Origin of the sequence: Sinomicrobium soli, assembly GCF_003285545.1 — a bacterium.
Lineage (GTDB): Bacteria > Bacteroidota > Bacteroidia > Flavobacteriales > Flavobacteriaceae > Sinomicrobium.
The window spans coordinates 220,349-246,358 of the sequence record NZ_QLNV01000004.1 but is presented as its reverse complement, the minus strand read 5'-3'; the positions used below and the strand labels follow the sequence as shown (position 1 = coordinate 246,358).

Here is a 26,010-nt window from a genome sequence, read left to right as displayed (position 1 = left end):
CGCCGAAGCGGGATTTTTTTATGCGTTTAAATGAATAAGGCATTGGGAAAGTTCGGGTTTTCCCGATATGAACTGGTTTAACCAGATCTTGAGTTCTTCCAGTTCATAGGGTAGTAATCGGTGAACCGCTTTTTCTACTTCCTTACAGAAGAGAACGGAATCAAAGCTCACTTTCTGGAGTACGACCTGAGTATACTCATACATAGCTCTTGCCATAATAATGAACGTTTTTTTAAGGGTTAGTCCCGGCACCGTGGCCGGAAACATAATTACACCAAATATAACGATTTTTGTATTCCGATTATTTCAGGCAATCGTTAAATATTTACTAATTAACTGATTCACAAAAATATGTGACAAACCCTATACTTTTCTTCCGTTCAAAAAAACATGTTCCGTATATAACACTACTGCCCTAACCTGTCTTTAACGTATTCGATCTGTGTCTTTCCGTGGGGTACGGGCCTCCCGTCGGCGCCCAGGTTTACCATGACAATCCGGTCTATGGAGATGATAGTCGCCCTGGTCATCTTGTTCCTCACTTCGCATCGCAGCGTAATGGAGCTCTTGCCGAATTCCACCACATCGATCCCGACTTCAACAATATCGCCCTCCCGGGCAGAATCGACAAAGTTGATATCAGACATGAATTTGGTGACCACTTTCTTGTTTTCGAGCTGTATAATGGCATACAATGCAGCTTCCTCGTCTATCCATTGTAACAGGCGCCCTCCGAACAGTGTGCCGTTGGGGTTCAGATCTTCGGGTTTGACCCATTTCCGGGTGTGAAATCTCATAGCAATGACTTTATAATTATCCCCTAAAATTATTTATTTTGCAGCATATAACCTAAAAAACATTTTAACTACAAAAACAGCCCATATGCTCAATGATACCGAACTCAGGGAGTTCCTCGACCTGAAAGCGGCAGAATACAACAACACCGGGTTTATCACCACAGACCCCATACAGATACCCCATGGTTTTTCTTCCAGGGAAGATATCGAAATAGCCGGTTTTCTTTCGGCCACCATTGCCTGGGGCAATCGCAAATCCATTATAACCAACGCCCGGAAGATGATGGAACTCATGGGCAATGCGCCCCATGACTTTGTAATGTCGCACAACGAAGAGCAACTGGGGCGGTTAGACCGCTTTGTCCATCGCACGTTCAACGGCACCGACCTGCAGGGTTTTGTACGTTCACTGCACCATATCTATTCGGAATACGGAGGCATGGAACCGGTTTTTGCGCAGTATGCCGAAGCCCATTCCCTGCAAAAGGCCATTCACAGGTTTAAAATGCATTTTTTCGAGATCCCCCATGAAAAGCGTACCGAAAAGCACGTATCCGATCCTTTAAAGGGGTCGTCGGCCAAACGCATCAATATGTTCCTGCGCTGGATGGTGCGACAGGACCATACGGGCGTGGATTTCGGTATATGGAAAAAGCTCTCCCCGCGCCAGCTATCGTGCCCCCTGGACATACATACGGGTAATATAGCGCGAAAACTGGGGCTGCTGAAACGAAAGCAGAACGATGCCAAAGCGCTTGCAGAACTGGATAACAATCTCCGGAAAATGGACCCCGAAGACCCCGTAAAATACGATTTTGCACTGTTCGGGCTCGGGGCATTTGAAAAGTTCTGATTATTTGTAGTAATTTAGAGGCTGTCGAAAGCACGAAGCTCGAAGCACGGAGTAACCACAGACCGAAACCTGTAACCACCCAAATTGTCGAATACAAGTATTTTAAATCCATTTATTCCATGAAACACAAAATACCCCTCCTGCTCATATGCCTGTCTTTTTACGGCATGCTCACGGCACAAAAACGGACCATTCCTGCCGACACAGCGGTAACCACCTCCCATGAGGTTACGGTAAACGGCACCCGTTTCTCCTATACGGCCACTACCGGTATGCAACCGGTATGGGGAAAGGACGACCATGCCATAGCTACCCTCTACTACACCTATTACGAAAAAAAAAACATCAAGGACAGGGCGTCCAGGCCACTGGTGATCTCTTTTAACGGCGGGCCCGGTTCGGCTTCGGTATGGATGCATATCGCCTATACGGGGCCAAGGTTGCTGAATATAGACGACGAAGGATATCCGGTAATGCCATACGGTATTAAGGAAAACCCGTATTCCATCCTGGATGTGGCCGACATTGTGTATGTCAACCCGGTAAATACGGGATATTCCCGCATTATCGAAACGGAAGACCGGAAACCGGAAAAGTCGGAATTTTTCGGGGTTAATGCCGATATCAAATACCTGGCCGAATGGCTGAACACCTTTGTAAGCCGAACCAACCGCTGGCCATCCCCGAAATACCTTATCGGGGAGAGCTACGGGACCACGCGGGTTTCGGGGCTTGCCCTCGAACTGCAAAACCAGCAATGGATGTACCTCAACGGGGTGGTCCTCGTTTCACCTACCGAACTGGGTATCGGGCGCGACGGCCCCGTAGAAACCGCCAACCGCCTTCCCTATTTCGCCGCAGCCGCATGGTACCACCATATGCTCCCCCCCGACCTGCAACAGAAGGAACTGGAAGAAATACTGCCCGAAGTGGAAAATTATACCGTCCGGGAACTCCTTCCGGCCCTGGCGCTGGGCAGTCAGCTGGACAAGGCGCAAAAAGAAGCCGTTGCGGCCGGGATGGCCCGGTATTCCGGTTTATCCCCGAAAGTAATACTCCAGCACAACCTGGACGTTTCCTACTGGTTCTACTGGAAAGAGCTGCTCCGTGACAAGGGATATACCATAGGCCGGCTCGATTCGCGCTATCTCGGTATCGACCGGGAAGACGCCGGAGATACCCCGGATTACAATGCGGAACTCACATCGTGGCTGCACTCTTTTACCCCGGCAATGAATTATTATATCCGGGAACAACTCAATTTCAGGACAGATGTGAAATACAACATGTTCGGACCGGTACATCCGTGGGACAGGACCCAGGACCGTACGGGGGAAAACCTGAGGCAGGCCATGGCACAGAACCCCTATCTGCACCTCATGGTACAATCGGGGTATTTTGACGGGGCCTGTACCTATTTTAACGCCAAATACACCATGCGGCAGATGGACCCGGCCGGAAAAATGAGCAACCGGATGCAGTTTAAGGCCTACAGAAGCGGTCACATGATGTACCTGAGAAAAGAGGATCTCAAATCGGCCAATGAAGATATCCGTAATTTTATAAAGGAATCCCTCCCTGAAAAAGGGGCTCCGGCACGGTATCCACAACCGGAAAGCGATTAAAAATGCTGAACTCACTGTTTTCCACAAAGAAAGCTGCTCCGTACCGCTACGGTATTGCCCTGGGCGGTGGCGGGGCAAGAGGCTTTGCCCACCTGGGAGCGCTCAAGGCCCTCAACGAGGCGGGTATAAAACCGGAAGTCATTTCGGGAGTAAGTGCAGGAGCCATTGCAGGGGCCTTTATCGCCGGGGGGTTTTCACCGGATGAAGTATTCGGGATCATGAAAGAGAACCGGCTGGGAAACTTTACCAGCATACAGATCCCGAGGGACGGACTGCTCAATTTCGACAAGCTCCGGCATACCATTGCCCGTTATATCCCGGCAAAAAATATCGAAGACCTGCCCATTCCCTTCTACGTGGCAGCCTCCAATCTCAACGAAGGCAGGGTAGAGTATTTCCACCGGGGCGACCTGGGAAAGATCGTCCAGGCTTCGGCCTCGATCCCTGTGCTGTTCTCCCCGGTAAAGATCGACGGAAAAAAATATGTGGATGGCGGTATCTTTGACAACGTTCCCATAGCCCCTATCAAAGAGCAATGTGAAACCACGATAGCCATCAACATAAGTCCCACCCAGCGCGTGGACAAACTGAACAACCTCATCGACATCGCCACAAGAACATTTCACCTCAGTGTGGATGCCACCTCTTGCCGCAAAAAAGAGGAATGCGACATCTATATAGAACCGCCGGAACTGTATAATTATCCCATACTCGACGCCTCCAGGGCAGAACAGATGTTCTTTATCGGTTATGAATACACCAAAACACTCCGGATACAGCCTTCAGAATAGGGCGTGGTGTGACTTTCAGTGGAATTTCAGGTCACTGTACCTGGCCTTTACCGATATGCTCCGGCCGGAATCCTCCTTTTTGTAATACCCTTTGATATCTGTCCTGCTTCCTTTTACCGAAGTGGATACCTCCAGGCGACCGGGCAGGTCCACTTCCGAATTTTCTCCGCTCACCAGAAAGACAAAATCCGATTCCGGCAACCGGACAACTGCATCCGTATTATTCAGCCGTAGCTGCAACGTATCTATATCCCTGGCGATCCTGTCGATCTGAAGACTGCCGAAACTTCCGTGAACACTTCCTTTCCGGTACACCTCCTTAACCCTTACGTCAGAAGTATTCATCACCAGGTCTATAGCGCCAACCCTGTCCAGTACTACGCTATCAGAATAATTGACGGTAAGTTTACCGTGAGCCCAGTTTTTAACAGCCACCGGGGCATAGGAAGTTTCGATAAAAGTTTCACTGCCATTCACCTGATCTGCAAACAGGCGGGTATACGACATATCGGCCCTGATATCCGTCAGGTTCCCGGGGAGCTTCACCGCCCCGTAACGTGTTTGCAAATGCAGCCTGGCCTCTTTTGGTATCCGGATAAGGATCTTTTTATGTATCCGTATATGCTTCTTCTCCCCTCCACTGCTCTTTACCCGAATATTCTGTGCACCTTCGTCACCGGACAGATAGATCACCCTGGTCTTCCCGGCGGATGCATTCATACCGGCCTTCATCTTCTGCATATTCTCCTCCATTTCCTCTTTCCAGGCCTCCATGCTTTTCCTGAAATCTCCGTTAAGAACCTTATGCAGGCTGTCTTTCCAGGCCTCCATATATCTCTTTCCGTCTTTCTCATATGCGGTAAAATCAAAAGGAAGACCGGATAGTGATTCCGTAATTTCCGGGGGCAACGGGGGAATGGGAGGTACGGCAGGAACAGGGGGCACAGGCGGAACAGGGGGAATGGCAACCGCAATGGAGTCCGGCACTCCGGGAATTCCGGCCGGGAATCCTCCTCTTGCATTCCCCACAGCAATGGTCACTGCGTTTTTATCTCCCTCCATATACACCTCCGAAGCCTTAAAATACGCTTCGGCTTCTTCACGGCTGAGTCCTTCTGTTTCCACCACGGTTTCGATTTCTACCACATTCTTATTCCAGGTTTCAAAATCCACGTTGGCATGGTTCGTTTTTACATCTATCTTTACATTACCATTGACCGGCATGCTTTTCCTGAAAGTTTTGCTTTCCGGCTGTGCCTGTACCTGCCAGACCATAAGCCCGGCTATAAAAAAACTATACATTGGATATTTCTTCATGATCCCTGTGTTTTAATTCGTTTAACTTGTTCTTTAGGCGATACAGCAATTGCAGCCGCAACTGCAGGTTGTTGATCAAGGCATTCACCGTCTGTTCATTGGGCCCGATATCGTTCAGTTCCCGGTTCAGTTCCCGGTATTCTTCCTGCAGCTCGCCGAGCCTGCCCATATACGCATCAAAAAGTTTTTTGTTTTCCGGGTCTACTTCTACCTGGGAAAGCTCCCAGTTGATAGCGGTCATATAATATTCTTCCACCTTTTTCAGGTCGGGTGAGAGGTCGCTGAGCGAGATAGGTTTTTCTTCCCCGGCTTTTTCCCGCTCCGTCACGGTCACCTCTGCGGCTCCGGAAGGACGGTCGGAAACCGCGTAAAAGAAAACCGTGACTATCCCTGCCAGGAGCACTACCGAAGCCGCTATTTTCCATACCGGGCCCCGGTGCCGTAAAGAATATTTTCCGGGGCTGTGCTGCGGCAACGCCTGCAGTTTCTCCAGGAACCTGGCCTCATGCCCTTCGGGGATATCTCCCTTGCTGCGATACCCCTCCTCTATCAATTTCCGAATGTCTTTCATCATACTGTCCTTTTTCAGGCGATGGCCCCGATCCCTATACCGCCCTGTATGTTTTTAATATGTGCTGCAACTTCTTCTTTCCCCGGAAAAGAAGGGTTCGCGAATTTACCTCGGAGATCCCCAGTATTCCGGCAATTTCTTCATGGTCATACCCTTCCATAAGGAAAAGCATCAGTACGTAGCGATGGCTGTCCGGCAAACTCTCTATGGCTCTCACCACCATACCGGAAGTGATATGGTCTTCCGCTACCCAGTCTCCGGGGAGCTCATCGGCTACCTGTAAAAATTCGCCGTCTATAGATACCGTATGCTCTCTTTCCATTTTGATCCTGTCCAGGCAGCAGTTAATTACAATACGTTTCAGCCAGGCGCCAAAAGACACCTCCTCCCGATACTGATGCAGTTTCCGGAAGGCCAGTATAAAAGCATCCTGCACAGCATCTTCGGCATCTTCCTCACGCTTCAGGTATCTCCGGGCTATATAAAACATGGCGTTACAATATTGCCGGTAAAGCCTCACTTGTGCCCTGCGGTCGTGCTTTCTGCATTTTTCTATTAATTCTGCCTGATCTGTTCCGGTTTTTATCCCCACTTTTACTGTTATATTTCTTTAGCTAAAACACGCTCCTCCCCCGAGCTTATCGTCTTCCCCAGACTTCTCCGCACCTATCCTTTTCCGGCAAAAAGGGTTGTTGCTTTACAGTATAGACGACAAAAAAAACGCCCTGTTGCGGTTTTCAGAATATTTTGTATTTTTGAGAACGGGTAAAAAACTTCAACAAAAGTACACTAATCTGAAAAACAGTAAGTTATACTCAAAGATATTTTACCCCTTAATTTCTTTACAATAATTTTAACATTTTAGATTTGTTTTTTATAGACGACCGGTCATATTTTTGTCCTGTCCAATTGAGATAATGCTATGTCTACCACAGTCAAACACCAGGAAAAAACCGATTTCCTTCTCGACAAGGGGCTGCAGCTCTTATGGTCGAAAGGATACAACGGTACCAGTGTTAACGACATCGTAAAGACAGCGAATGTCCCGAAAGGTTCTTTTTATTTCTATTTCGACTCCAAGGAAGATTTTGCGGTCAAGGCACTAAAACGCTATTTCTGCCTGAAGAGCAACGCAACCGAACAGGTTCTCGAAGACCCCTCTTTATCTCCCGGCATGAGGCTTTACGGGTACTATGCAAAAAGGGTGGAAATAATGAAAGGGGAATTGCAATGCAGCATGGGATGTATGGGGTCCAACATAGGCAATGAAATGTCGGAACACAGTGAAAAAATACGCACAACCATTGTAAAACACGAAGAAAATACAAGAAACAAAATCGTCGGGGTCGTCGTTGCTGCACAGGAAAACAAGGAGATAAATCTCCCTCTTGACCCCGGTAAAATTGTGGCTTTCATCGAAGATGCCTATAAAGGGGTATTAATATCCATGAAAGAAAATCAAAGTCCCGAACCGCTGGATAATTTCCTGGTGTTCTTAAAGACACTTATTATCAAATAATTTTTTTTACTTATTTTATAGACGACCGGTCAACTTGTTTCATCAAAAAAATACAGACACACTATCCGTACCGCTCCCGGTATTTTTTAAAACTTTTACCACAAAACTCAAACACAATTGCACTATGAAAAAGAATAATCTCAAACAGCAGGTAATCAAGATGAAAAACTCACGTTTTGCCATAAAAAATTCAGGCATTTCGGCCTTGACAGGAATAGTCTTCGCGCTGGCAGCAGCATGTGGCCCCGGGGATGGGAAAAATAACCCGGGAACCACTATGGCGCTTGAGGTAGAAACCGCATTACCGGTATTCGAAAAAATCACCGAATGGGACGAGTATTCCGGAAGATTTGAGGCCAGCAATCGCGTGGAAGTTCGCGCAAGGGTCAGCGGCTTTCTCGAAAAAGTAAATTTCACCGACGGAGAACCCGTAAAAAAGGGACAGGTATTATTTGTAATAGACCAAAGACCTTTTAAGATCGCACTGGATCAGGCCAAGGCAAATTACGCCCAGGCCCTGGCCACACTAAAAACGGCAAGGGAAAATTACGGCAGGGTAAGATCTTTACAGGAAACAGGTGCCGTATCTGCCGAAGAATACGACCGCAGGGAGCAGGCCCTTGCACACGCAGAGGCCAGCGCACAGCTGGCCCAGGCACAAGTAGACCAGGCTGCCCTGGACCTGGAATTTACCAGGGTAAAAGCACCCATTTCCGGTCTGGTCAGCAGGCACAAAGTCAATGAAGGGAACCTGATAGACGGGGGAAGTGCCAATTCTACCTTGCTCACTACTATCGTGGCCACAAGCCCTATTCATTTCTATTTCACGGGAAGCGAATCGGATTATTTGAAATACGTGCGCCTGGCAAAGGCAGGAAAACGAGGAGAAGCCCGTTCCGAAGACCTCCCGGTATATATCAAACTATCCGACGAAAACGAGTTCCTGCACGAAGCCCGGCTCGATTTTGTCGACAACGAGATAGACGGTCATTCCGGGACCATAGAAAACCGTGCCATTCTGCCCAATGAAGATCATTTGCTGGAACCGGGAATGTTCGGTAAAGCCAGGCTTATAGGCAGTGACGAACACGATGCCATAATGATACCGGATAATATTATTGGTACTAATCAGTCCCTGAGATATGTTTATGCCCTCGGAGAGAACGATAAGGTTGTAAGTAAAAATATAACTCTTGGACCCCTACATTCCAATGGATTGCGAATTGTAAAAGACGGACTTTCTCCCAAAGATAAATTAATCACAAACAATTTACAGAAAATCCGTCCGGGTATGATCGTAAGTGCGAATGAAACAAATATTCTCCCCGGCAAAACAGATTTGGCTGCTACAAAATAACCGAAACACTTATATAATCCCTACCTCGATTTTATACGGATAGTATCCTGTCGATTGCAAAGAAAACGGTCACTCCATGACCGGCAATCCAACGGAAAAAACTCCGTATAAAGCCTGGTAAAAGTGCCCTTTTTAACAAGCAAAAAAAGGGCACAGGGATTTTATTTCTTATTTCCAATAGAATACAACGATAAAAAAGGCAGGATAGAACTTCTCTATCCGACAAAAAATCAACGAACAAAGATCAAGACAGATGAAATTTAGTCATACATTTATCAAAAGGCCGATTTTCGCAGCCGTTCTGAGTATACTTATACTCATCGTGGGAGGGCTGGCTTACGTATCTTTACCTACCTCTCAATTTCCGGATGTAGCACCTCCTACGGTAGAGGTTGTTGCTACCTATCCCGGAGCCAACGCCACCACACTCTCGGCAACCGTGGCTGCTCCTCTCGAAAAAGAAATAAACGGAGTAGAAGACATGATATACATGACATCCCAGTCCTCTGCAGATGGTCGTGTAACTCTCCAGATTGCATTTGAATTAGGAACCGACCTGGACAAAGCACAGGTACAAGTACAAAACCGGGTTGCCATTGCTGAACCCCGCTTACCTGAATCGGTACGAAGACTTGGAGTAACTACAAAAAAGATATCTCCGGACATCCTTATGGTGGTAAACCTTTACTCTCCAAATGAAACTTACGACCAAATCTATATGGGTAATTATGCTGTTCTCCAATTAAAAGATGAATTGGCACGTATAAAAGGTATCGGAGACATACAGCTGTTTGGTGCAGCGGAATACGCTATGCGCATATGGCTGGATCCCGATAAAATCGCTACTCTCGACATCACTGCTGCAGAAGTGGTTGCCGCACTCAGGGCACAGAATGTACAGGTAGCCAGTGGTACGTTAAACACCTTGCCTTCCGGAAGTCAGACCGCTTTTGAGATAAATATTCAAACCCAGGGAAAGCTGGTATCGACAGAACAGTTTGAAAACGTTATTATCAAAGCAGAAGACAATGGTCGCATAGTGAGATTAAAAGACATAGGAAGAGCTGAATTGGGAGCTCAGAACTACACTACACGAGGATATTTAGGCAAAAAACCCGCTATTGCCATGCCTATCTTCCAACAACCCGGAGGTAATGCTCTGGAAACTGCTGCCGCAATTCAGGATAAAATGGAAGAGCTCTCCAAAAATTTTCCTGAAGATCTTAAATATGCCATTATATACAATCCTACCAACTTCATTCAAAAATCCATAGATGAGGTATACCACACTATATTCGAAGCTATAGTACTGGTGGTTATTGTAATTCTACTCTTCCTACAGTCCTGGAGAGCCGCTATTATTCCTATTCTCGCAATCCCGGTTTCTCTTATAGGTACCTTCGCCGTAATGCAGGGCATTGGGTTTTCTCTTAACACACTTACCCTGTTCGGATTGGTCCTTGCTATTGGTATTGTTGTAGATGATGCCATTGTGGTGGTAGAAAACATGGAAAGATACCTCAGACAGGGCTTCTCTCCAAAAGAAGCTGCTATGAAAACCATGGATGAAGTAGGAGGAGCATTGGTAGCCATTGGTCTTGTACTAATTGCCGTATTCATCCCTACCGCTTTTCTCGAAGGTATATCCGGACAGTTTTACAAACAATTCGGAATGACAATCGCTGTAGCCACAGCTATATCTGTTTTTGTATCTCTTACCTTAAGCCCTGCAATGGCAGCCCTGTTAATGCGTCACGAGGAAAAAGAAGAAAGTAATAAAAAACCCTTTATACTACTAAGGCCTTTTATCTATATCGGAAATAAATTCAACTCCTTTATGGAAAAATTATCCGATAAATACGGAAAAGCAGTCCAAAAACTCGTTCGTACCTCTGCCATGGTTATGGTGGTTTATTTCGGGCTTATAATACTCACCGGGGTAGAATTTGGCAGAGTACCACAGGGATTTATCCCGGCTATGGATCAACAATACTTTATAAGTGTCATACAACTTCCTCCGGGGTCCTCACTTTCAAGAACCGATGAAGCAGTTAAGAAAGTTTTGGATTTATCTCTGGACATTGACGGCATCGAAGATGCTATATCCTTTACGGGGTTCGATCCGACATCCAATACCATTGCTTCGCACTCTGCCGTAGTATTTCAGGTTCTGGACGATTTTGACAAGAGACATGACGAAGGTATCGAGTACAACGAACTCCTGGCAAAAACCCGGGGAGCGCTATCGCAGATCGATAACGCTATGGTCTTTGTTATTCCACCACCATCCGTAAGTGGTATAGGTAATGCCGGAGGATTTAAAATGATGGTACAGGACAGAGGAAATCTCGGTACCGAGAAACTTTTGGAAGCCACCAATGCATTGGCTATGGCAGCCAATCAAGACCCTGTATTGAGTAATGTCTTTACTTTCTTTAACAACCAGACACCGCAATTGTTTTTGGATATAGATCGTGTAAAAGCAGAAAAATTAGGGATCGATGTTCAGAACGTTTTCCAATCGCTTGAAATATATATGGGATCGGCCTTTGTCAATGAATTCAACTACTTAGGAAGAACATTCCAGGTTACCGCTCAGGCAGACTCGCCCAACCGCCTTACTCCTGATGATATTTCTAAAATAAAAGTCCGGAATAATCAAGGTAATATGGTCCCTATGGGATCAATTGCTACGCAGCAAGACATAGCCGGCGCATCGAGAATACCGAGGTTTAACCTCTATCCCTCAGCTGCCCTTAACGGTGATGTAAATCCCGGATACAGTTCCGGACAAGCATTGGAAAGAATGGAACAACTGGCAGCTGAAGTCTTACCACAAGGCATATCCTTTCAATGGACGGAATTGGCCTATCAGGAAAAACAAACCGGAAACACCGCCGGGATCGCTTTTACACTGGCAGTCATCTTTGTTTTCCTTCTGCTGGCAGCACAGTTTGAAAGTCTGGTATTGCCCCTCGCCGTTATTTTTATTGTCCCTATGGTTTTGCTATTTGCTATCATAGGTGTTGATCTTGCCGGTTTGGATAATAATATCATGGTACAGATAGGACTCGTAGTACTCGTAGGATTAGCTAGTAAAAACGCCATTCTGATCGTGGAATTTGCCAAGCAACTGGAAGAAGAAGGTATGGAGTTGAAAAAAGCTGTTATAGAAGCTTCCAAACTAAGACTAAGACCTATTCTTATGACCGCAATGGCATTTATATTGGGAGTAGTTCCTCTGGCCATCGCAACCGGCGCAGGAGCCGAATTAAGAGTCACCCTCGGAATGGCGGTATTCAGTGGTATGTTAGGTGTCACCATTTTCGGAGTATTCCTTACCCCGGTATTCTATTACCTCGGAAGAAAATGGAGTACTAAAAAACAAAACACAGCATCCGAAGCAAAAGAATAAATGCCGAAACCATTAAAAATATAAGCAAATGAAAAATTGGATAGTATTAATAATCACAGTGATCCTGGCAAGTTCCTGTAGCATTCAAAAACGAAGCTTCGACGTGCAAACAACCGTTTCCATCGAAGATGATTTTCTGAAAGACGAACTAACGGACGTCGCCTTTAAAAATTCGGCTATTGCCACAGAATGGTGGACCGGATTTAATGATCCGGTTATGGATTCTCTTATACAAAAAGCTCGTAAACATAACCTGGACATCAATACGGCAGTTGCCAATTTCAAAGCTGCCAGGGCAGTACTTAAGCAAACAAAGTGGGACAGGCTTCCCACCATTACGGCCAACGGAGAGTATTCCCGGACCAGAATGGGAGAAAATGTTTTTGTTCCGGGAGCCAACCCCACATACAGTACTTACAATGCCAGCTTTGACGCTTTTTGGGAAGCGGATCTTTTCGGCAGAGTATCCAACAGGATAAAAAGGGCTTACGCCAATCAAAAACAAGTTCTGGCAGATATGCATGGTGTATATGTCAGCATTTTTGCAGAGGTAGCCAATAATTATCTCGAATTAAGGGGCACACAATACCTGTTGGATATTGCCAAAAGAAATTTAAAGGGACAACAAGACACCTACGATCTTACGGTTAAATTATCGGAAGCAGGTACAAGCAATAGTCTCGACGAGTCCAGGGCCCTGGCCCAACTCGAAAATACCAGGGCCGGTATTCCTCCCCTCGAAGCCAGGTTAGAAGCCCTTAAAAACAGCATCAGTGTTTTGATCGGAGAAGTCCCCGGTAACCTTGAAGACAATATTGTCAACAAACAACCTCTCCCGAGTTTGCCGGAATCCGTGGCCCTGGGGGATATTCGCGAAATGCTGCGAAGAAGGCCCGATGTACGACGTGCCGAAGCAGCTTTGCAAATGAGAATCGCGCAATACAATATTGCGGTAGCAGACCTGTACCCGCAAATTAAGTTCGGAGGTTCTATTGGTTTTTCAGCAGTGGATTTCTCGAACTTCGGCAGCAAAGAATCTTTTACATGGAATATTTTCCCCAGTATCAGCTGGGCAGCGTTTAACCTCGGAAGGGTAAGACAACAGATAAAAAGTGAGGATGCCAGGACACTGGCTGCTCTAAATCAATACGAAAAGGTAGTTCTCGAAAGTCTGGAAGAAATAAAAACCTCCCTGAGCAATTATACCCATGAATTAAAAAGAAGGGAAATACTACGCACTTCGTCCAGGGCAAGTGCCGAAGCGGCAAAATTTGCACAACAGCGTTTCACTGCCGGGCTGGATAACTTTATCGATTATCTCAGTGCTGACAACGCGCTGCTCGTTTCCGAAAATGCACTGGCGATAAGCGAAATATCCTCGGCTACTTCACTGATAGCAATCTACAAAGCTTTAGGTGGCGGATGGGAAATAATAAGCCAGGAAGAGACAGATACAAAGTTTGATGCCATGAAAGCATCGGAAAACAAAAAGAACAATTAAGACACTGTTTAAATCTTATCCGATTTTACAAACCTGTGTTTATTTACCACGCAAAAGCCCTGCAAATGCAGGGTTTTTGTATTTTAGCACTCCATATATTAATTTTTATTCCGTGAAACACACCATACAAAATTCCGATATTTCCCTGACTGCCCTCAGCTATGGCGCCACCGTACAACAATTGAGGGTCAGGGACAGAAACGGCAAAGACATTAATGTAGTGCTGGGCTTCGGAGAGGAAGACGACTATCTGCATAACCCATCCTACATAGGGGCCTCCATAGGGCGCTATGCAGGACGTATAGGCGGAGGGGGATTTACCCTGAACGGCACGCGTTATGAGCTGCACCAGGAAAACGGCGTCCACCTTCACGGGGGAGAAAACGGCCTTAACAAAAAGGACTGGCAGCTGGAGGCCCTTTCGGACGAAGGAGACCACCCGTCTATCACCTACAGTACCCTGAGCCCCCACCTCGAGGAAGGGTACCCGGGAAACCTGAAGGTCACCGTCACCTACCGCCTTGAAGGCAGGTCGCTGAAGGTAACCTATAAGGCCACCTCCGACAGGGATACGGTGATCAACCTGACCAATCACGCCTATTTTAACCTCAACGGGAAAGGGGCTGTACTGGACCACGAACTGAAACTTAGCAGCGGGACATTCGTAGAACTGGACGGCAAATTGCTGCCCACCGGCAATTTCCGGGATGTGGCCGGAACGGCATACGACTTCCGCTCTCCTGCCTTCATCGGGCAACAGCCCGGTTTTTCGGGTATCGACGATGTCTTTGTTCTCGACACTCCTTCTGAGGCGGCCGTATTGTATGCCCCGGAAACAGGAATAGAGATGAAGGTAGCTACCAACCAGAGAGCCGTTGTGGTATACACCCCGGAAGACCTGGGGGCCCTCCCCTTTGCGGAAGGTGCCGCATACGGAAAATACTCTTCCATCTGTTTCGAAGCCCAGACCTTTCCGGATGCCCCCAATCAGCCTGCATTTCCTTCGGCAGTATTGAGAGCAGGAGATACGTATTGCAATGAGACCGTGTTCGAATTTTCAATACGCTAAATCAAAACGGGTTGTTCAGTTACTCAGGAAACACTCAATAACCCAGTAACCTAATAACTTAATAACCTCGATACTTTTGAGCAACAAGGCAACATCAGACAACAGCGAGGAAACCCCGGGGGGCATTCGGGGAAATGCCATGCATGCTGCCGGAAGGTTCAAAAGGTCCAGGATACCCCCGGAAGAACTCACGGCAAAACTCTGCGCCGGCGATACCGTAGCACTCAGTCGTGCCATCACCCTGGTTGAAAGCACCCATCCGGAACACCAGGCCGATGCCCAGGCCATTATAGAAGGATGCCTTCCCCATGCCAACCGTTCCGTCCGCATAGGGATTACCGGCGTTCCGGGGGCCGGAAAGAGTACCTTTATCGAGGCTTTCGGAAAGTACCTCACCGGCCTGGGGAAAAAGGTTGCCGTGCTGGCCGTAGATCCCAGCAGTACATTGAGCAAGGGAAGCATTCTCGGCGACAAGACCCGGATGGAAGAGCTCGTACGGGACCCGGATGCCTTTATCCGCCCCTCCCCTTCGGGAGCTTCGCCCGGGGGAGTAGCCCGGAAAACAAGAGAAACCATCATCCTTTGCGAAGCCTGCGGGTTCGATAGTATTATCGTGGAAACCGTCGGGGTGGGCCAGGGAGAGATCGCCGTACACGGTATGGTCGATTTTTTTCTGCTGCTCAAGATCGCAGGAGCGGGTGACGAACTCCAGGGGATCAAACGGGGCATAGTGGAAATGGCCGACGCCATTGTCATCAACAAGGCAGACGGAGAAAACATCAGGGCAGCCCGGAAGGCCAGGAACGAATTTTCCAGGGCCCTGCATCTTTTCCCTCCCAAGGAGAACGGATGGGTTCCCCGGGTACTTATGGCTTCTGCCGTTGAAAAGAACGGGATTCCCGAAATATGGGAGCTTATACAGGACTACGTTACAGTCAATACGGAGAATGGCCATTTTGCCGGGAAACGTACCGCCCAGAACAGATACTGGCTTATACAGACCATAGAGGAACGCCTGAAGGCCCGTTTTTACGAAGATGGGCAAATAAAAAAACTGCTGGAAGAGGCTTTTTCCGATCTGGAACACAATAAGACCACTCCCTTTAAGGCCGCCGACAGGCTGTTAAGAAACTGGAAAAGAAACTCTTAACAATAAACTTTTGAAGTTTATTTCCGCATATACAATACTATTTCCCGGCAAAACCAGATATTTTTTTCATCTTTGCGTGTTGAAAGTGCACCGGTCTTATCGGTGCCGTTATTAATACCGAGGATGAATTACGAGTTTACCATTATTGTCCCCATATACAACGAAGAAGAAAACCTCGAACGCTTAGAACAGGAGCTCAGCGCTTATATTTCCAACACAAAGACCGGCACACAGGTCCTTCTCATCAACGACGGTTCTTCCGACCGGAGCCAGCAGCTCATAGAAGGTATCTGCGGGCGGCACTCGGAATTTCATTTCCTGGAATTCGCGGAAAACCGCGGCCTCAGCGCTGCGATCAAGGCGGGGTTCGACCATGCAGACACCCCTCTCGTAGGTTATATGGACTCCGACCTGCAGACGGCTCCCGAAGATTTCGATCTGCTGCTGCAACACATAGGGGAATACGACCTCGTAACCGGGGTAAGGGCAAGCCGCAAGGATTCCTTTGTCAAAAACATGTCGTCCCTGATCGCAAACAAAATAAGAAGGGCTTTTACCAACGACGGCATGGACGATACCGGTTGCCCGCTCAAGGTGATCAGGACAGAATATGCCAGGCGTATTCCCATGTTCAAGGGGCTGCACCGCTTTCTGCCGGCCATGATCCTTTTGCAGCAGGGCAAGATCTTGCAGGTTCCCGTCCGGCATTTTCCGAGAATGGCCGGAAAAGCCAAGTTCGGGCTCTGGAACAGGTTGCTGGGGCCGCTGGCCGACTGCTTTGCCTATCTCTGGATGAAAAAGAAATATATTAACTACACCATAGCCAAGAAGGGTTAAATGCAAAACTGGATCATCTACGCCATAGGTTTCGTCGCCCAGCTGCTGTTTTCGAGCCGGTTGCTGTTACAGTGGATCCTCTCGGAAAAAAACAAGACAGTACTCACTCCCAGGCTTTTCTGGCAGTTGAGCCTGCTGGCTTCTTTCCTGTTGTTCGTATACGGCTACCTGCGTCACGACTTTGCCATCATGCTGGGGCAGACCCTTACCTATTTCATCTATATAAGAAACATGCAGATACAGGGAGCATGGAGCGGATTACCGCAGATATTCCGTACTTTTTTATGGCTTTTTCCGTTTATAATAGTGGTTTACTATTACAATAACAACACCATGGATATCGCCAATCTTTTCCGGAATGAGGATATTCCCCTGTGGCTCCTTATCCTGGGAAGTGCCGCACAGCTGATCTTTACCTTTCGCTTTGTATACCAATGGATATACTCCGAACGCAAAAAGGAATCATTACTTCCCGCAGGCTTCTGGATACTGAGCCTTACCGGGGCCCTTCTCATTCTCGTATACGCCGTACTGCGAAAGGACCCCGTACTGATGACCGGGCACCTCTTCGGTTGTGTTATCTATATGAGAAACCTGATGATCTTAAGAAAACAACATGACTAAACTTATCGAGAAATATCCCGTACCGGTACTGCTGCTGTCATGCCTGGTGATCTTCTTTTTTAACCTGGACGAACTGTATGTCAACATCATGGAAGCCAGGAATTTTATTACGGCACGTGAAATGCTTCATGACGGTCACTGGCTGCTCACCACCCTCAATGGCATGCCCCGTTACGAAAAACCGCCGCTCCCCACCTGGCTTACGGCACTTTCGGGAGCAGCTTTCGGCTTGAAAAGCCTGTTTGCACTCCGGCTTCCGGCCGCCATGGCTGCTACACTGATGGTATTGGTAATGTACAGGTTCAACCGGAAGATACACGGACAACAAACCCTGAGCCTTTACGCCGGGCTGATCCTGGCTACTTCTTTCTATGTTATTTTTTCCGGGCGTAACGGGCAGTGGGATATTTTCACCCACAGCTTTATGGTCACTGCCATATATTTCCTTTACCTCCTCCTTCGGGAAAGGAAAAATATCTGGAAGAATGCCTTGCTGGCCGGGCTTTTTACCGGGGCTTCGTTTCTGAGCAAGGGGCCTGTTTCGCTGTATACGCTCTTTTTACCTTTTGCCATTGCCTATGGTATTGCTTACGGGTACGGCAATTTCCGGAAAAAGGTCATGCCTGCCCTGTTATTTCTCATTACGGCGATCATTTCAGGGCTTTGGTGGTTCGTATACGTACGGCTTGCCGACCCGGTGGCTTTTATGGCCATAGCCAGTGAAGAAACCGCCAACTGGTCGGGCTACAACATACGCCCGTTTTATTATTACTGGAGCTTCTTTACCCAAAGCGGGATCTGGACGATCCCGGCCTTTACCGGGCTGCTGTACCCGTACCTGAAAAACCGGGTAAGCGATAAAAAGGCGTATCTGTTTTCCTGGCTATGGACCCTGGGCTCGGTAGTATTGCTGTCTGTCATCCCGGAAAAGAAATCGCGATACCTCCTTCCGGTCCTTATCCCTCTCGCCATGAATACGGCTTTTTACATCGAGTACCTGGTACGCCGGTTTCCCGAAATGCGCAGCAGGGCAGAAAAGTTCCCGGTATATTTCAATTACGGCCTGATCGCCTTTATCGGGATCGCCTTCCCCATAGCAGGGTATCTCTTTTTCGGCAGGGAATTACAGGGATTATGGATAGCCTATATAACGGCTTCTGTATTCCTTTTTACTACCGGTATACTCATCATCCGGGGCCTGAGGCAAAAAAACATACACCGCGTCTTTCTGCTTACCGTAGCCTTTATCATGGGCATCATCCTTTTCGGGTTTCCCCTCGAAAACACATTCAGTAACGACAATCCCGATTTCAACAACATAGACCACCTGGCACAAGAGGCGGCACAGGAAGGTATCCCGGTCTACTCTTACGGCGAGATAGCCCCGGAAACCGTATGGGAGTACGGCCGGCCGGCACCCCGGATCGATGCACCGCATTCCGGGTTTACCCCTGCTGAAAAAAAATTCGGGGTCCTGGTACCCCCTGCAGCGGAAGACGAATTTAAACGTATCTTTGCCCCGGAATACAACCTCCGGCTCAGGGATACATACGATATCAATTACACCGCAGGAAAAAATGAAAGAGACTATAAGCTCCGGCTGTTAACCCGGTATTATATCCTCGTAGGGGAATAGGTTATCGGGTTAATAGGTTATTCAGTTATTTAGTTTATGCGCATAATCTGACTAAACCCGGACTTGAAGTCCGGAGATCAGAAAGTGGCAGTAAAATAGTCGGAAGACCGAAGTCGGAAGTAAATATTCTTCGGACAACGGACTTCGGACCTAAAAAACAAACACCATGAAAAATCTCAGCAAAACAGAACTATTAGGATTTATGTTCCTTCTCGTAACTTTTGTCAACAGCCTCTATTTCGGTTTTACCGACGAAATGCTGTTCAACGAACACTATGCACAGGAGGATGGCCTTGTGGAAAACGAAACTGCCCTGATGCTCCTGGGGGTGAGCCTGCTTTGCATATATCACCTTTTCAGGGGGTGGAAATACAAGAAAATACTCTGGAAAACAGGTACCGTCATCTTTGCCGTACTCTTCTTTTTTGCTGCGGGAGAAGAAATATCATGGGGACAACGGATATTCGGGATTACCTCGGGGGATTTCTTTGTAGAGAACAATGCACAGGGAGAGACCAACCTTCACAACCTGGTTGTGGGAGACACCAAGATAAACAAGCTTATTTTCAGCCAGCTGTTAATGGTTGTCATGGTCACCTACCTGCTTATCGTGCCCCTTTTGTACCGGAAAACCCGATGGGTAAAAAACCTGGCCGACACTTTTGCCGTTCCCATAGTGGCATGGAAGCACACCATTGCATTTATCGCCTGTACCATACTGGTAAGCATCATCCCCGCCGACCGGAAATGGGAGGTGTACGAACTCGCATTCGGGATACTTTTTTTCCTGATCTTCCTGGCCCCTTTTAACCGGCATATTTTCGAAAAGAAGGAAAACGGGGCTCCGGAGTAGCATTTCAGCGTAGAGGTTTTCCTGCGAATTTGTGCAGGAGCTGCTTCAGCAGCAGGAACAGCACCCCTCCGGTCAGCACTCCGAAAAACAGCCCGGTAAGCACATCTCCCGGAAAGTGAACCCCAAGATATATACGGCTGTACGACACTACGGAAGCCCACAGCAGTAGTACGGGGGGAAGAAAACGGTAATAGCGCTTCAACAACAGGGAAAAGAAGGTAGCCACTGCAAAGGTACTGGCGGCATGAGCGGAAAAATAACCGAATTTCCCACCGCATTTCAGGATGCGCATACTGTCCCGTAGCAACGGGTCGTGGCAGGGGCGCAAGCGTTGAAAACCATCCTTGAAAACATTGGCCAGCTGATCGGTACAGGTGATCATCAGGGCCGTAGTAACAAGCACCCATACCGTAGATCTCCATCCCAGTTTTCTGACACACATATACAACAACAAGAGGTACAGGGGGAGCGATGCGAGCTTGTCTGTAATAAACAGCCAGAAACCATCCCATCCTTCGGTGCCGAGGTTATTCAGCAACAGGAAGATCTCCCGGTCATATGCTATTAATCTGTCCCACATAACTGCATATTGTCATATCCGGTTTTTAACTTCAGGTCATATCCCGGCCGGCGTGAAGCAGCGGTGTAAAAGAAAAGACCGTTACTCATAACGTTCTATTTCCCGGTCGTAGAAGTCGGTGGCCTGGCTGATGAGGTTTTCCACTTCTGTTTCCAGTTCTTTTTCATCCGAAGGGTCAAAATCCTCAAGCCATTCCACCTCGTCGTCGGCAAGGTTGATAATAAAACGGGGATAATCGGTATGTATTACAAAAATGGCATCGGGATAATCGGTATTATCGCCAAGTAAAAATTTCGGAAGCTCCATGTGCGTTCTCTTTTGAAATTAAATGTTTCACTCACGCCAAGCGAGATTTAAAACCGTGCCACCTTGTTCACCGAACGGGCAGGTTCGCATCGGCATGCGCTGTTCTGATCAGTTTATTGGTCAGGTGATTGAACCTCATAAACAAAAGCACTGCCGACACCGAGAGTCCGGCGAGCAGGCCTATCCATATTCCGGTACTCCTCCATTCGGTATGCAGCCCCAGGTAATAGGAGACGGGAAACCCGATCAGCCAATAGGCTACAAAAGTAATAAAAGTAGGGATCTTTACATCCTGGAGGCCCCGAAGCGCTCCCAGTACCGCCACCTGTAAGCCGTCTGATATCTGGAATACCGCGGCTACCATAAGCAGGCGGGATGCCGTGGCCATCACTTCCGTACTGTTTACCTTATCGGCGAGGTCGCTCTGGTCGAGATACATTGTAGGAAGCCAGTCGCGGAATATCCAGAAACAAAGGGCAAAAATCACATCCAGTATAACAGTGAGCAGAAACACCGAAAAGGCGATCTTTCGCAAGGCGTAAAAATTCCCGAGCCCTTTCTGGTTTCCCACGCGTATCATGGCCGCAACACTGAGCCCTGTAGCTACCATAAAAGTCATGCTGGAAAGGTTCAGTGCTATCTGGTTGGCCGCCTGGGGATTTTTGCCCAATACCCCGCTGAGCCATATGGCCGATGTAAATATGGCCACTTCAAAAAGCATCTGCAATGCAGAGGGGAAACCCAGGTTTACAATTTTGGAAAATACGGCCCTGCTGTATGTCCTGAACCGGAATCCTGAAATATATTGATGAAATTTGGAATGCTGCCGGAAGAGATACCACAGGAAGACGACCATCCCCACCCTGGAGACCAGGGTACCTATCGCCGCACCTATGATCCCCATTTTCGGGAAACCGAAACTTCCGAAGATCAGCAGGTAGTTCAGTACGATATTAATGATATTGGCCACTACGGTGGCATACATGGGATATTTGGTTTCCGAAAGCCCGTCAGAAAATTGTTTAAGGGCCTGGAAAACAATAAGGGGCACCAGCGAAAACGCGACCAAGTCGAGGTAGGGCATGGCGTATTCCACGACCTCGGGAGGCTGGTCCATGGCATACATCATGGGCTTGGCAAACATCAGTATCGCAAACAGGGCTATGCCCAGCCCCGTACAAAGTACCAGCCCGTGTTTCAGGGCCGCCTTGCCCCCGGCAACGTCTCCCGCTCCGTCTGCTTCGGCCACCAAAGGGGTGATCGCCGTGGAAAAACCTATACCCAGTGACATGGCTATAAAGACAAAACTGTTCCCCAGGGAAACCGCGGCCAGTTCTGCAGTACCCAGCTGCCCCACCATAACGTTATCCGCAAAGGCTACAAAGGTATGCCCGAGCATTCCCAGCATTACCGGAAAAGACAATTTGAGATTATAGGAAAATTCCCTGGTGTACTGTGAAAACATCTCCTGAAAATTGAATGGGCAAAGATAGCGATTTGCTCCCTCCAAACCATCTCCGGGCAGAAATTAACATGTTTTCTTAATATATCCGTTATTCTTTCCGGTTACCGGGCCGGACTTCGTGCTTCCGGTAGTTCAACATTCGAAATTTATAATTCAAAACTCCACACAACTCCGGGCTTCCGGTTTCAGGGAAGCTTTTTGGCCTCCTCCCAGAACACATCCATTTCGTCCAGCGACATCTCGCCGAGGCTTTTCATATTCTCGGCAGCCTTTCTTTCGAGGTATTGAAAGCGCTTTATGAATTTCTTATTGGTTCTTTCAAGGGCATTTTCCGGATCGATGTTGAGAAACCTGGCATAATTGATCATACTGAACAGCACATCGCCGAATTCGGCCTCCATCTTGTCCCGCTCACCGGCCTCCACCTCTTCCCGGAACTCCTGTAGCTCTTCCTGCAATTTTTCCCATACCTGTGAAGGTTGCTCCCAGTCGAAGCCCACTCCGGCTACCTTATCCTGTATCCGGCTTGCCTTGACCAATGCCGGCAGACTCCGGGGCACCCCCTCCAGCACACTCTTCTTTCCCTCACCGAGTTTGATCTTCTCCCAGTTCTTTTTCACATCGGCTTCGTCCCGTACCTGAACATCTCCGTAAATATGGGGATGCCGCGCTACCAGCTTATCGCAGATCGCATGGGCTACATCCGCCATATCAAAATCACCGGTTTCACTGCCGATCTTCGAATAGAACACGATATGGAGCAACACATCGCCCAGTTCTTTTTTTATCTCTTCGGTATCATGGTCCAGTATGGCATCCCCCAGCTCATAGACCTCCTCTATGGTGAGGTGCCGGAGGCTCTGCATCGTCTGCTTCCTGTCCCACGGGCACCCTTCCCGGAGCTCGTCCATGATGGTGAGCAACCTGTCCATTGCCTCTAACTGTTTTTCCCTGGAGTTTATCATTGTATATGCGGGTTTTAAACTGTGTTCTAAAAACAGGCTTTCGGGAGCCTCTGAGATAACTGAGTTCCTCCGGAACCGTACCGAAATCACCGGGCCGGTGAACCCCAAAACCAAAAAACTCCCTTCCGGGAGTTCTCTGGTATTTTATGCTTCGTCCGGAGTATCTTCTCCTTTTTCTTCCGTATCTCCCGAAGGGGTTTCCTCAGCCGCATCAAAATCTGTCATTCCTTTGGCCTGAAGCAGGTTGTACCACTGAATGATCTTCTTGATATCTCCCAGGTACACCCTGTCTTCGTCATAGTCCGGAAGCACCTCAAAAAAATATTCTTCCAGCCTGCTCTTGTCTTCCTTATGTCCTACGGAAGTCTGTGCTCCGTTCTCCTTCTCCTTGATCTTCCCGAAGACCTCCCTCAGCGGCACCTCTTCTTTCAGGGTGTACACGGCAATTTCAGACAACAGGCTTACATTGTTGCGAAGCCCCACGGTGATGCGTTTGCCATCGAGAAGGGATTCAGCCACAAAACCACTGCGTGTCTGTGTTTTCAACTCATACAATCCCGGTTTGCCTGAAATGGCCAGTATCTTGTCTAAACTCATATGGTAATAAAGTTAAAATTTAATTGTACTTGTATTTTTCCGACGTACTTCCTTCGTCCTGCTATCTCCCCTTTTTTGCTTCCGGAAAGCGCATTTTATAATCCGCCTTCACCTTGCCTTTGGATATGTTGGAAAGTTTGCTTTTAAGCAGTCTTTTCTTCAGTCCGGACAGCTTATCGGTAAACAGGACGCCTTCGATATGGTCGTATTCGTGCTGAATGACACGTGCGGCCAGACCGTCGTACTCCTCTGTTTTTTTCTCAAAGTTTTCGTCGAAATACTCTATTTTTATCGTATCCTGCCTCCACACATCCTCCCGCACATTCGGGATACTGAGGCACCCTTCGTTAAAGGCCCACTCTTCCCCTTCCTCTTCCAGTATCCTGGCGTTGATAAACACTTTTCTGAAATCCTTAAGCTCTGCCTGCTCTTCTTCGGAGAGTTCCTCATCCTCGGCAAAAGGGCTTGCATCTATGATAAACAGCCTCACGGGAAGTCCTACCTGCGGAGCCGCCAGGCCCACACCGTAAGCGTTATACATGGTTTCGAACATATTCTCTATAAGCCCGTCGAGATCCGGGTAATCCCTTGCTATTTCTTCGGTTTTCTTTCTCAACACAGGATCGCCATAGGCTACGATCGGTAAAATCATATTGTCATCATTTATAATTAAGCTACTCCACTATTGCCTTCCGTAAAGATAGGACTGCAATATGATAGTAGCACTTATTTCATCCACGAGGGCCTTGTTCCGCCGCTGTTTTTTTTTCAGGCCGCCATCTATCATGGCCTGGAATGCCATTTTGGAGGTAAAACGCTCATCTTCCCGATCTACGGGAATCTCCGGAAGATTTTTTTCCAGCGTCTTCAGGAATCCCTGAATGTGGACCTCACTTTCCGAGGCTTCGTTATTATGCTGTTTGGGCAGCCCCACTACAATGCACTCCACGGTTTCCCTCCGGGTATAATCGAGAAGAAAATCCATAAGTTCTGCCGTGGGTACCGTGGTCAGCCCGGATGCAATAAGCTGTAATTCATCGGTTATTGCAATCCCCGTACGCCGCGTACCGTAATCTATGGCCATGATTCTTCCCATCCGGTTTTTTGGCAAATTTAATATTTAAATTGTTATAACTCTAAAATCGCTCTCTTATTAAATTTTAAGCCATTATATTTGCTTGCGATGTTATGCGGGTTTTACGGCCAACTACAGCAAATGTCTTGCCAAAGAAACACTCAAAAGATATATTACGATCATATAATTCACTAACATGGACAACATCAGAAAACATATCGAAAGCGCCTGGGACAACAGGGAGTTACTGAAAGAGGAAAGTACGCAGGAGACCATCAGGGAAGTCATTCGCCTGCTCGACGAAGGGTCGTTGAGGGTAGCCGAACCCAAAGACGGCGGATGGCAGGTAAACGAATGGGTCAAAAAGGCCGTAGTCCTGTATTTCCCCATACAACAGATGGAGACTATCGAGGCCGGCCCGCTGGAATTTCACGACAAGATCCCGTTAAAGACCGGTTACGCGGCAAAAGGTATCCGCGTAGTGCCCCATGCCATTGCCCGACACGGGGCCTATATCTCATCGGGAGTGGTGATGATGCCCAGTTATGTAAATATCGGGGCCTATGTAGATGAAGGGACCATGGTAGATACCTGGGCCACTGTAGGGAGCTGTGCCCAGATCGGCAAGAACGTTCACCTGAGTGGAGGCGTGGGAATAGGCGGGGTACTCGAACCCCTGCAGGCCGCACCGGTCATTATTGAAGACAATGCCTTTATCGGTTCCCGCTGTATTGTAGTGGAAGGGGTAAGAGTCGAAAAGGAAGCCGTACTGGGTGCCAATGTGGTACTTACGGCTTCTACAAAAATAATCGATGTCACCGGAAGCGAACCCGTTGAACGGAAAGGAGTGGTCCCCTCGAGATCGGTGGTTATTCCCGGAAGTTATACCAAAACATTCCCGGCAGGAGAATACCAGGTGCCCTGTGCCCTGATCATCGGGCAGCGGAAAGCCTCTACCGACCTCAAGACATCGCTTAACAATGCCCTGAGGGAATACAATGTAGCAGTCTGACCTGCTAAAATACAAATCACCAAAGGCCACCTGAAAAGTTTCGGGTGGCCTTTTTATTTCAGTATCACCAAAACGATCCTTTAAAAACCGGGATC

At 47.9% G+C, this 26,010-nt stretch carries 26 protein-coding genes; 14 read left to right on the top strand and 12 right to left on the bottom strand.

Translation table 11 applies throughout. The features are described from left to right. Positions 1-18: 18 nt before the first annotated feature. On the bottom strand, positions 19-216 hold the full coding sequence (locus tag DN748_RS06730) for a hypothetical protein (RefSeq protein ID WP_112371155.1): 198 nt from the start codon (positions 214-216) through the stop codon (positions 19-21). 191 nt (positions 217-407) lie between these two features. Continuing rightward, positions 408-797: an acyl-CoA thioesterase gene (locus DN748_RS06725; protein WP_112371013.1), complete on the bottom strand. Its 390-nt coding sequence runs from the start codon at positions 795-797 to the stop codon at positions 408-410. 85 nt (positions 798-882) lie between these two features. Between DN748_RS06725 and DN748_RS06720 the strand changes: the two genes are divergently transcribed. The 3 genes from DN748_RS06720 to DN748_RS06710 all read left to right on the top strand — a co-directional run bounded on the left by DN748_RS06720 (position 883) and on the right by DN748_RS06710 (position 4,066). Beyond that, positions 883-1,650, top strand: coding sequence for a TIGR02757 family protein (locus DN748_RS06720; RefSeq protein ID WP_112371012.1), 768 nt, complete (start codon positions 883-885; stop codon positions 1,648-1,650). Between the two features lie 119 nt (positions 1,651-1,769). Next, positions 1,770-3,275 carry a S10 family peptidase gene (locus tag DN748_RS06715; RefSeq protein WP_112371011.1) on the top strand — a complete coding sequence of 502 codons (1,506 nt, stop codon included), beginning with the start codon at positions 1,770-1,772 and terminating at the stop codon, positions 3,273-3,275. 2 nt (positions 3,276-3,277) lie between these two features. Further along, entirely contained in the window at positions 3,278-4,066 is a 789-nt protein-coding gene (locus DN748_RS06710; RefSeq protein ID WP_112371010.1) for a patatin-like phospholipase family protein, read from the top strand. 15 nt (positions 4,067-4,081) lie between these two features. Here DN748_RS06710 and DN748_RS19055 read toward each other — a convergent pair whose 3' ends face one another. Genes DN748_RS19055 through DN748_RS06690 form a run of 3 tightly spaced genes read right to left on the bottom strand, consistent with a single transcriptional unit; the run spans position 4,082 to position 6,546 of the window. Then, positions 4,082-5,383 carry a hypothetical protein gene (locus DN748_RS19055; protein ID WP_161554493.1) on the bottom strand — a complete coding sequence of 434 codons (1,302 nt, stop codon included), beginning with the start codon at positions 5,381-5,383 and terminating at the stop codon, positions 4,082-4,084. Next, entirely contained in the window at positions 5,361-5,957 is a 597-nt protein-coding gene (locus tag DN748_RS06695) for a hypothetical protein (RefSeq protein WP_112371007.1), read from the bottom strand. Before DN748_RS06695 ends, DN748_RS19055 begins: the two co-directional genes overlap by 23 nt. 31 nt (positions 5,958-5,988) lie before the next feature. Next, positions 5,989-6,546 carry an RNA polymerase sigma factor gene (locus tag DN748_RS06690; RefSeq protein ID WP_236636809.1) on the bottom strand — a complete coding sequence of 186 codons (558 nt, stop codon included), beginning with the start codon at positions 6,544-6,546 and terminating at the stop codon, positions 5,989-5,991. Positions 6,547-6,876: 330 nt separating this feature from the next. On the opposite strand from DN748_RS06690, the gene DN748_RS06685 reads away from it, so the two are divergent. From DN748_RS06685 to DN748_RS06640, 10 genes are all read left to right on the top strand, one after another. After that, on the top strand, positions 6,877-7,473 hold the full coding sequence (locus DN748_RS06685; protein WP_112371006.1) for a TetR/AcrR family transcriptional regulator: 597 nt from the start codon (positions 6,877-6,879) through the stop codon (positions 7,471-7,473). A 124-nt stretch (positions 7,474-7,597) separates the two neighbouring features. Continuing rightward, positions 7,598-8,830 (top strand): efflux RND transporter periplasmic adaptor subunit, encoded by a 1,233-nt coding sequence (locus DN748_RS06680; protein ID WP_236636808.1) that lies wholly within the window; start codon positions 7,598-7,600, stop codon positions 8,828-8,830. Between the two features lie 253 nt (positions 8,831-9,083). Next, a complete protein-coding gene (locus tag DN748_RS06675; protein ID WP_112371005.1) occupies positions 9,084-12,245 on the top strand; it encodes an efflux RND transporter permease subunit in 3,162 nt (1,053 codons plus the stop codon). 28 nt (positions 12,246-12,273) lie between these two features. After that, the gene (locus tag DN748_RS06670; RefSeq protein ID WP_112371004.1) at positions 12,274-13,746 is read left to right on the top strand and encodes an efflux transporter outer membrane subunit; all 1,473 of its coding nucleotides are present in this window, start codon (positions 12,274-12,276) and stop codon (positions 13,744-13,746) included. Positions 13,747-13,858: 112 nt separating this feature from the next. Next, positions 13,859-14,815 carry an aldose epimerase family protein gene (locus DN748_RS06665; protein WP_161554492.1) on the top strand — a complete coding sequence of 319 codons (957 nt, stop codon included), beginning with the start codon at positions 13,859-13,861 and terminating at the stop codon, positions 14,813-14,815. A gap of 139 nt (positions 14,816-14,954) precedes the next feature. After that, positions 14,955-15,965 (top strand): methylmalonyl Co-A mutase-associated GTPase MeaB, encoded by a 1,011-nt coding sequence (gene meaB, locus DN748_RS06660; RefSeq protein WP_112371152.1) that lies wholly within the window; start codon positions 14,955-14,957, stop codon positions 15,963-15,965. Positions 15,966-16,088: 123 nt separating this feature from the next. After that, positions 16,089-16,802 carry a glycosyltransferase family 2 protein gene (locus tag DN748_RS06655; RefSeq protein WP_112371002.1) on the top strand — a complete coding sequence of 238 codons (714 nt, stop codon included), beginning with the start codon at positions 16,089-16,091 and terminating at the stop codon, positions 16,800-16,802. Next, positions 16,803-17,426 carry a lipid-A-disaccharide synthase N-terminal domain-containing protein gene (locus DN748_RS06650; RefSeq protein ID WP_112371001.1) on the top strand — a complete coding sequence of 208 codons (624 nt, stop codon included), beginning with the start codon at positions 16,803-16,805 and terminating at the stop codon, positions 17,424-17,426. After that, positions 17,419-19,062, top strand: a complete 1,644-nt coding sequence (locus tag DN748_RS06645) for an ArnT family glycosyltransferase (protein WP_112371000.1) — start codon at positions 17,419-17,421, stop codon at positions 19,060-19,062. Before DN748_RS06650 ends, DN748_RS06645 begins: the two co-directional genes overlap by 8 nt. Positions 19,063-19,228: 166 nt before the next feature. Beyond that, complete coding sequence (locus DN748_RS06640) at positions 19,229-19,915, top strand: hypothetical protein (RefSeq protein WP_112370999.1); 687 nt, start codon at positions 19,229-19,231, stop codon at positions 19,913-19,915. Positions 19,916-19,919: 4 nt separating this feature from the next. Here the strand turns inward: DN748_RS06640 and DN748_RS06635 are convergent, their stop codons facing one another. From DN748_RS06635 to ruvX, 7 genes are all read right to left on the bottom strand, one after another. Beyond that, the gene (locus DN748_RS06635; protein ID WP_112370998.1) at positions 19,920-20,495 is read right to left on the bottom strand and encodes a phosphatase PAP2 family protein; all 576 of its coding nucleotides are present in this window, start codon (positions 20,493-20,495) and stop codon (positions 19,920-19,922) included. Between the two features lie 81 nt (positions 20,496-20,576). Further along, positions 20,577-20,801: a hypothetical protein gene (locus DN748_RS06630; RefSeq protein ID WP_112370997.1), complete on the bottom strand. Its 225-nt coding sequence runs from the start codon at positions 20,799-20,801 to the stop codon at positions 20,577-20,579. A gap of 67 nt (positions 20,802-20,868) precedes the next feature. After that, positions 20,869-22,266, bottom strand: a complete 1,398-nt coding sequence (locus DN748_RS06625; protein WP_112370996.1) for an MATE family efflux transporter — start codon at positions 22,264-22,266, stop codon at positions 20,869-20,871. Positions 22,267-22,451: 185 nt separating this feature from the next. After that, on the bottom strand, positions 22,452-23,228 hold the full coding sequence (mazG, locus tag DN748_RS06620; RefSeq protein WP_112371151.1) for a nucleoside triphosphate pyrophosphohydrolase: 777 nt from the start codon (positions 23,226-23,228) through the stop codon (positions 22,452-22,454). Positions 23,229-23,375: 147 nt separating this feature from the next. After that, a complete protein-coding gene (locus tag DN748_RS06615; RefSeq protein WP_112370995.1) occupies positions 23,376-23,828 on the bottom strand; it encodes a DUF5606 family protein in 453 nt (150 codons plus the stop codon). 61 nt (positions 23,829-23,889) lie between these two features. Continuing rightward, a complete protein-coding gene (def, locus tag DN748_RS06610) occupies positions 23,890-24,480 on the bottom strand; it encodes a peptide deformylase (RefSeq protein ID WP_112370994.1) in 591 nt (196 codons plus the stop codon). 30 nt (positions 24,481-24,510) lie between these two features. Continuing rightward, complete coding sequence (gene ruvX / locus DN748_RS06605; protein ID WP_112370993.1) at positions 24,511-24,924, bottom strand: Holliday junction resolvase RuvX; 414 nt, start codon at positions 24,922-24,924, stop codon at positions 24,511-24,513. Positions 24,925-25,099: 175 nt separating this feature from the next. On the opposite strand from ruvX, the gene DN748_RS06600 reads away from it, so the two are divergent. Beyond that, positions 25,100-25,915, top strand: a complete 816-nt coding sequence (locus DN748_RS06600; RefSeq protein ID WP_112370992.1) for a 2,3,4,5-tetrahydropyridine-2,6-dicarboxylate N-succinyltransferase — start codon at positions 25,100-25,102, stop codon at positions 25,913-25,915. The last annotated feature ends 95 nt before the right edge of the window (positions 25,916-26,010 follow it).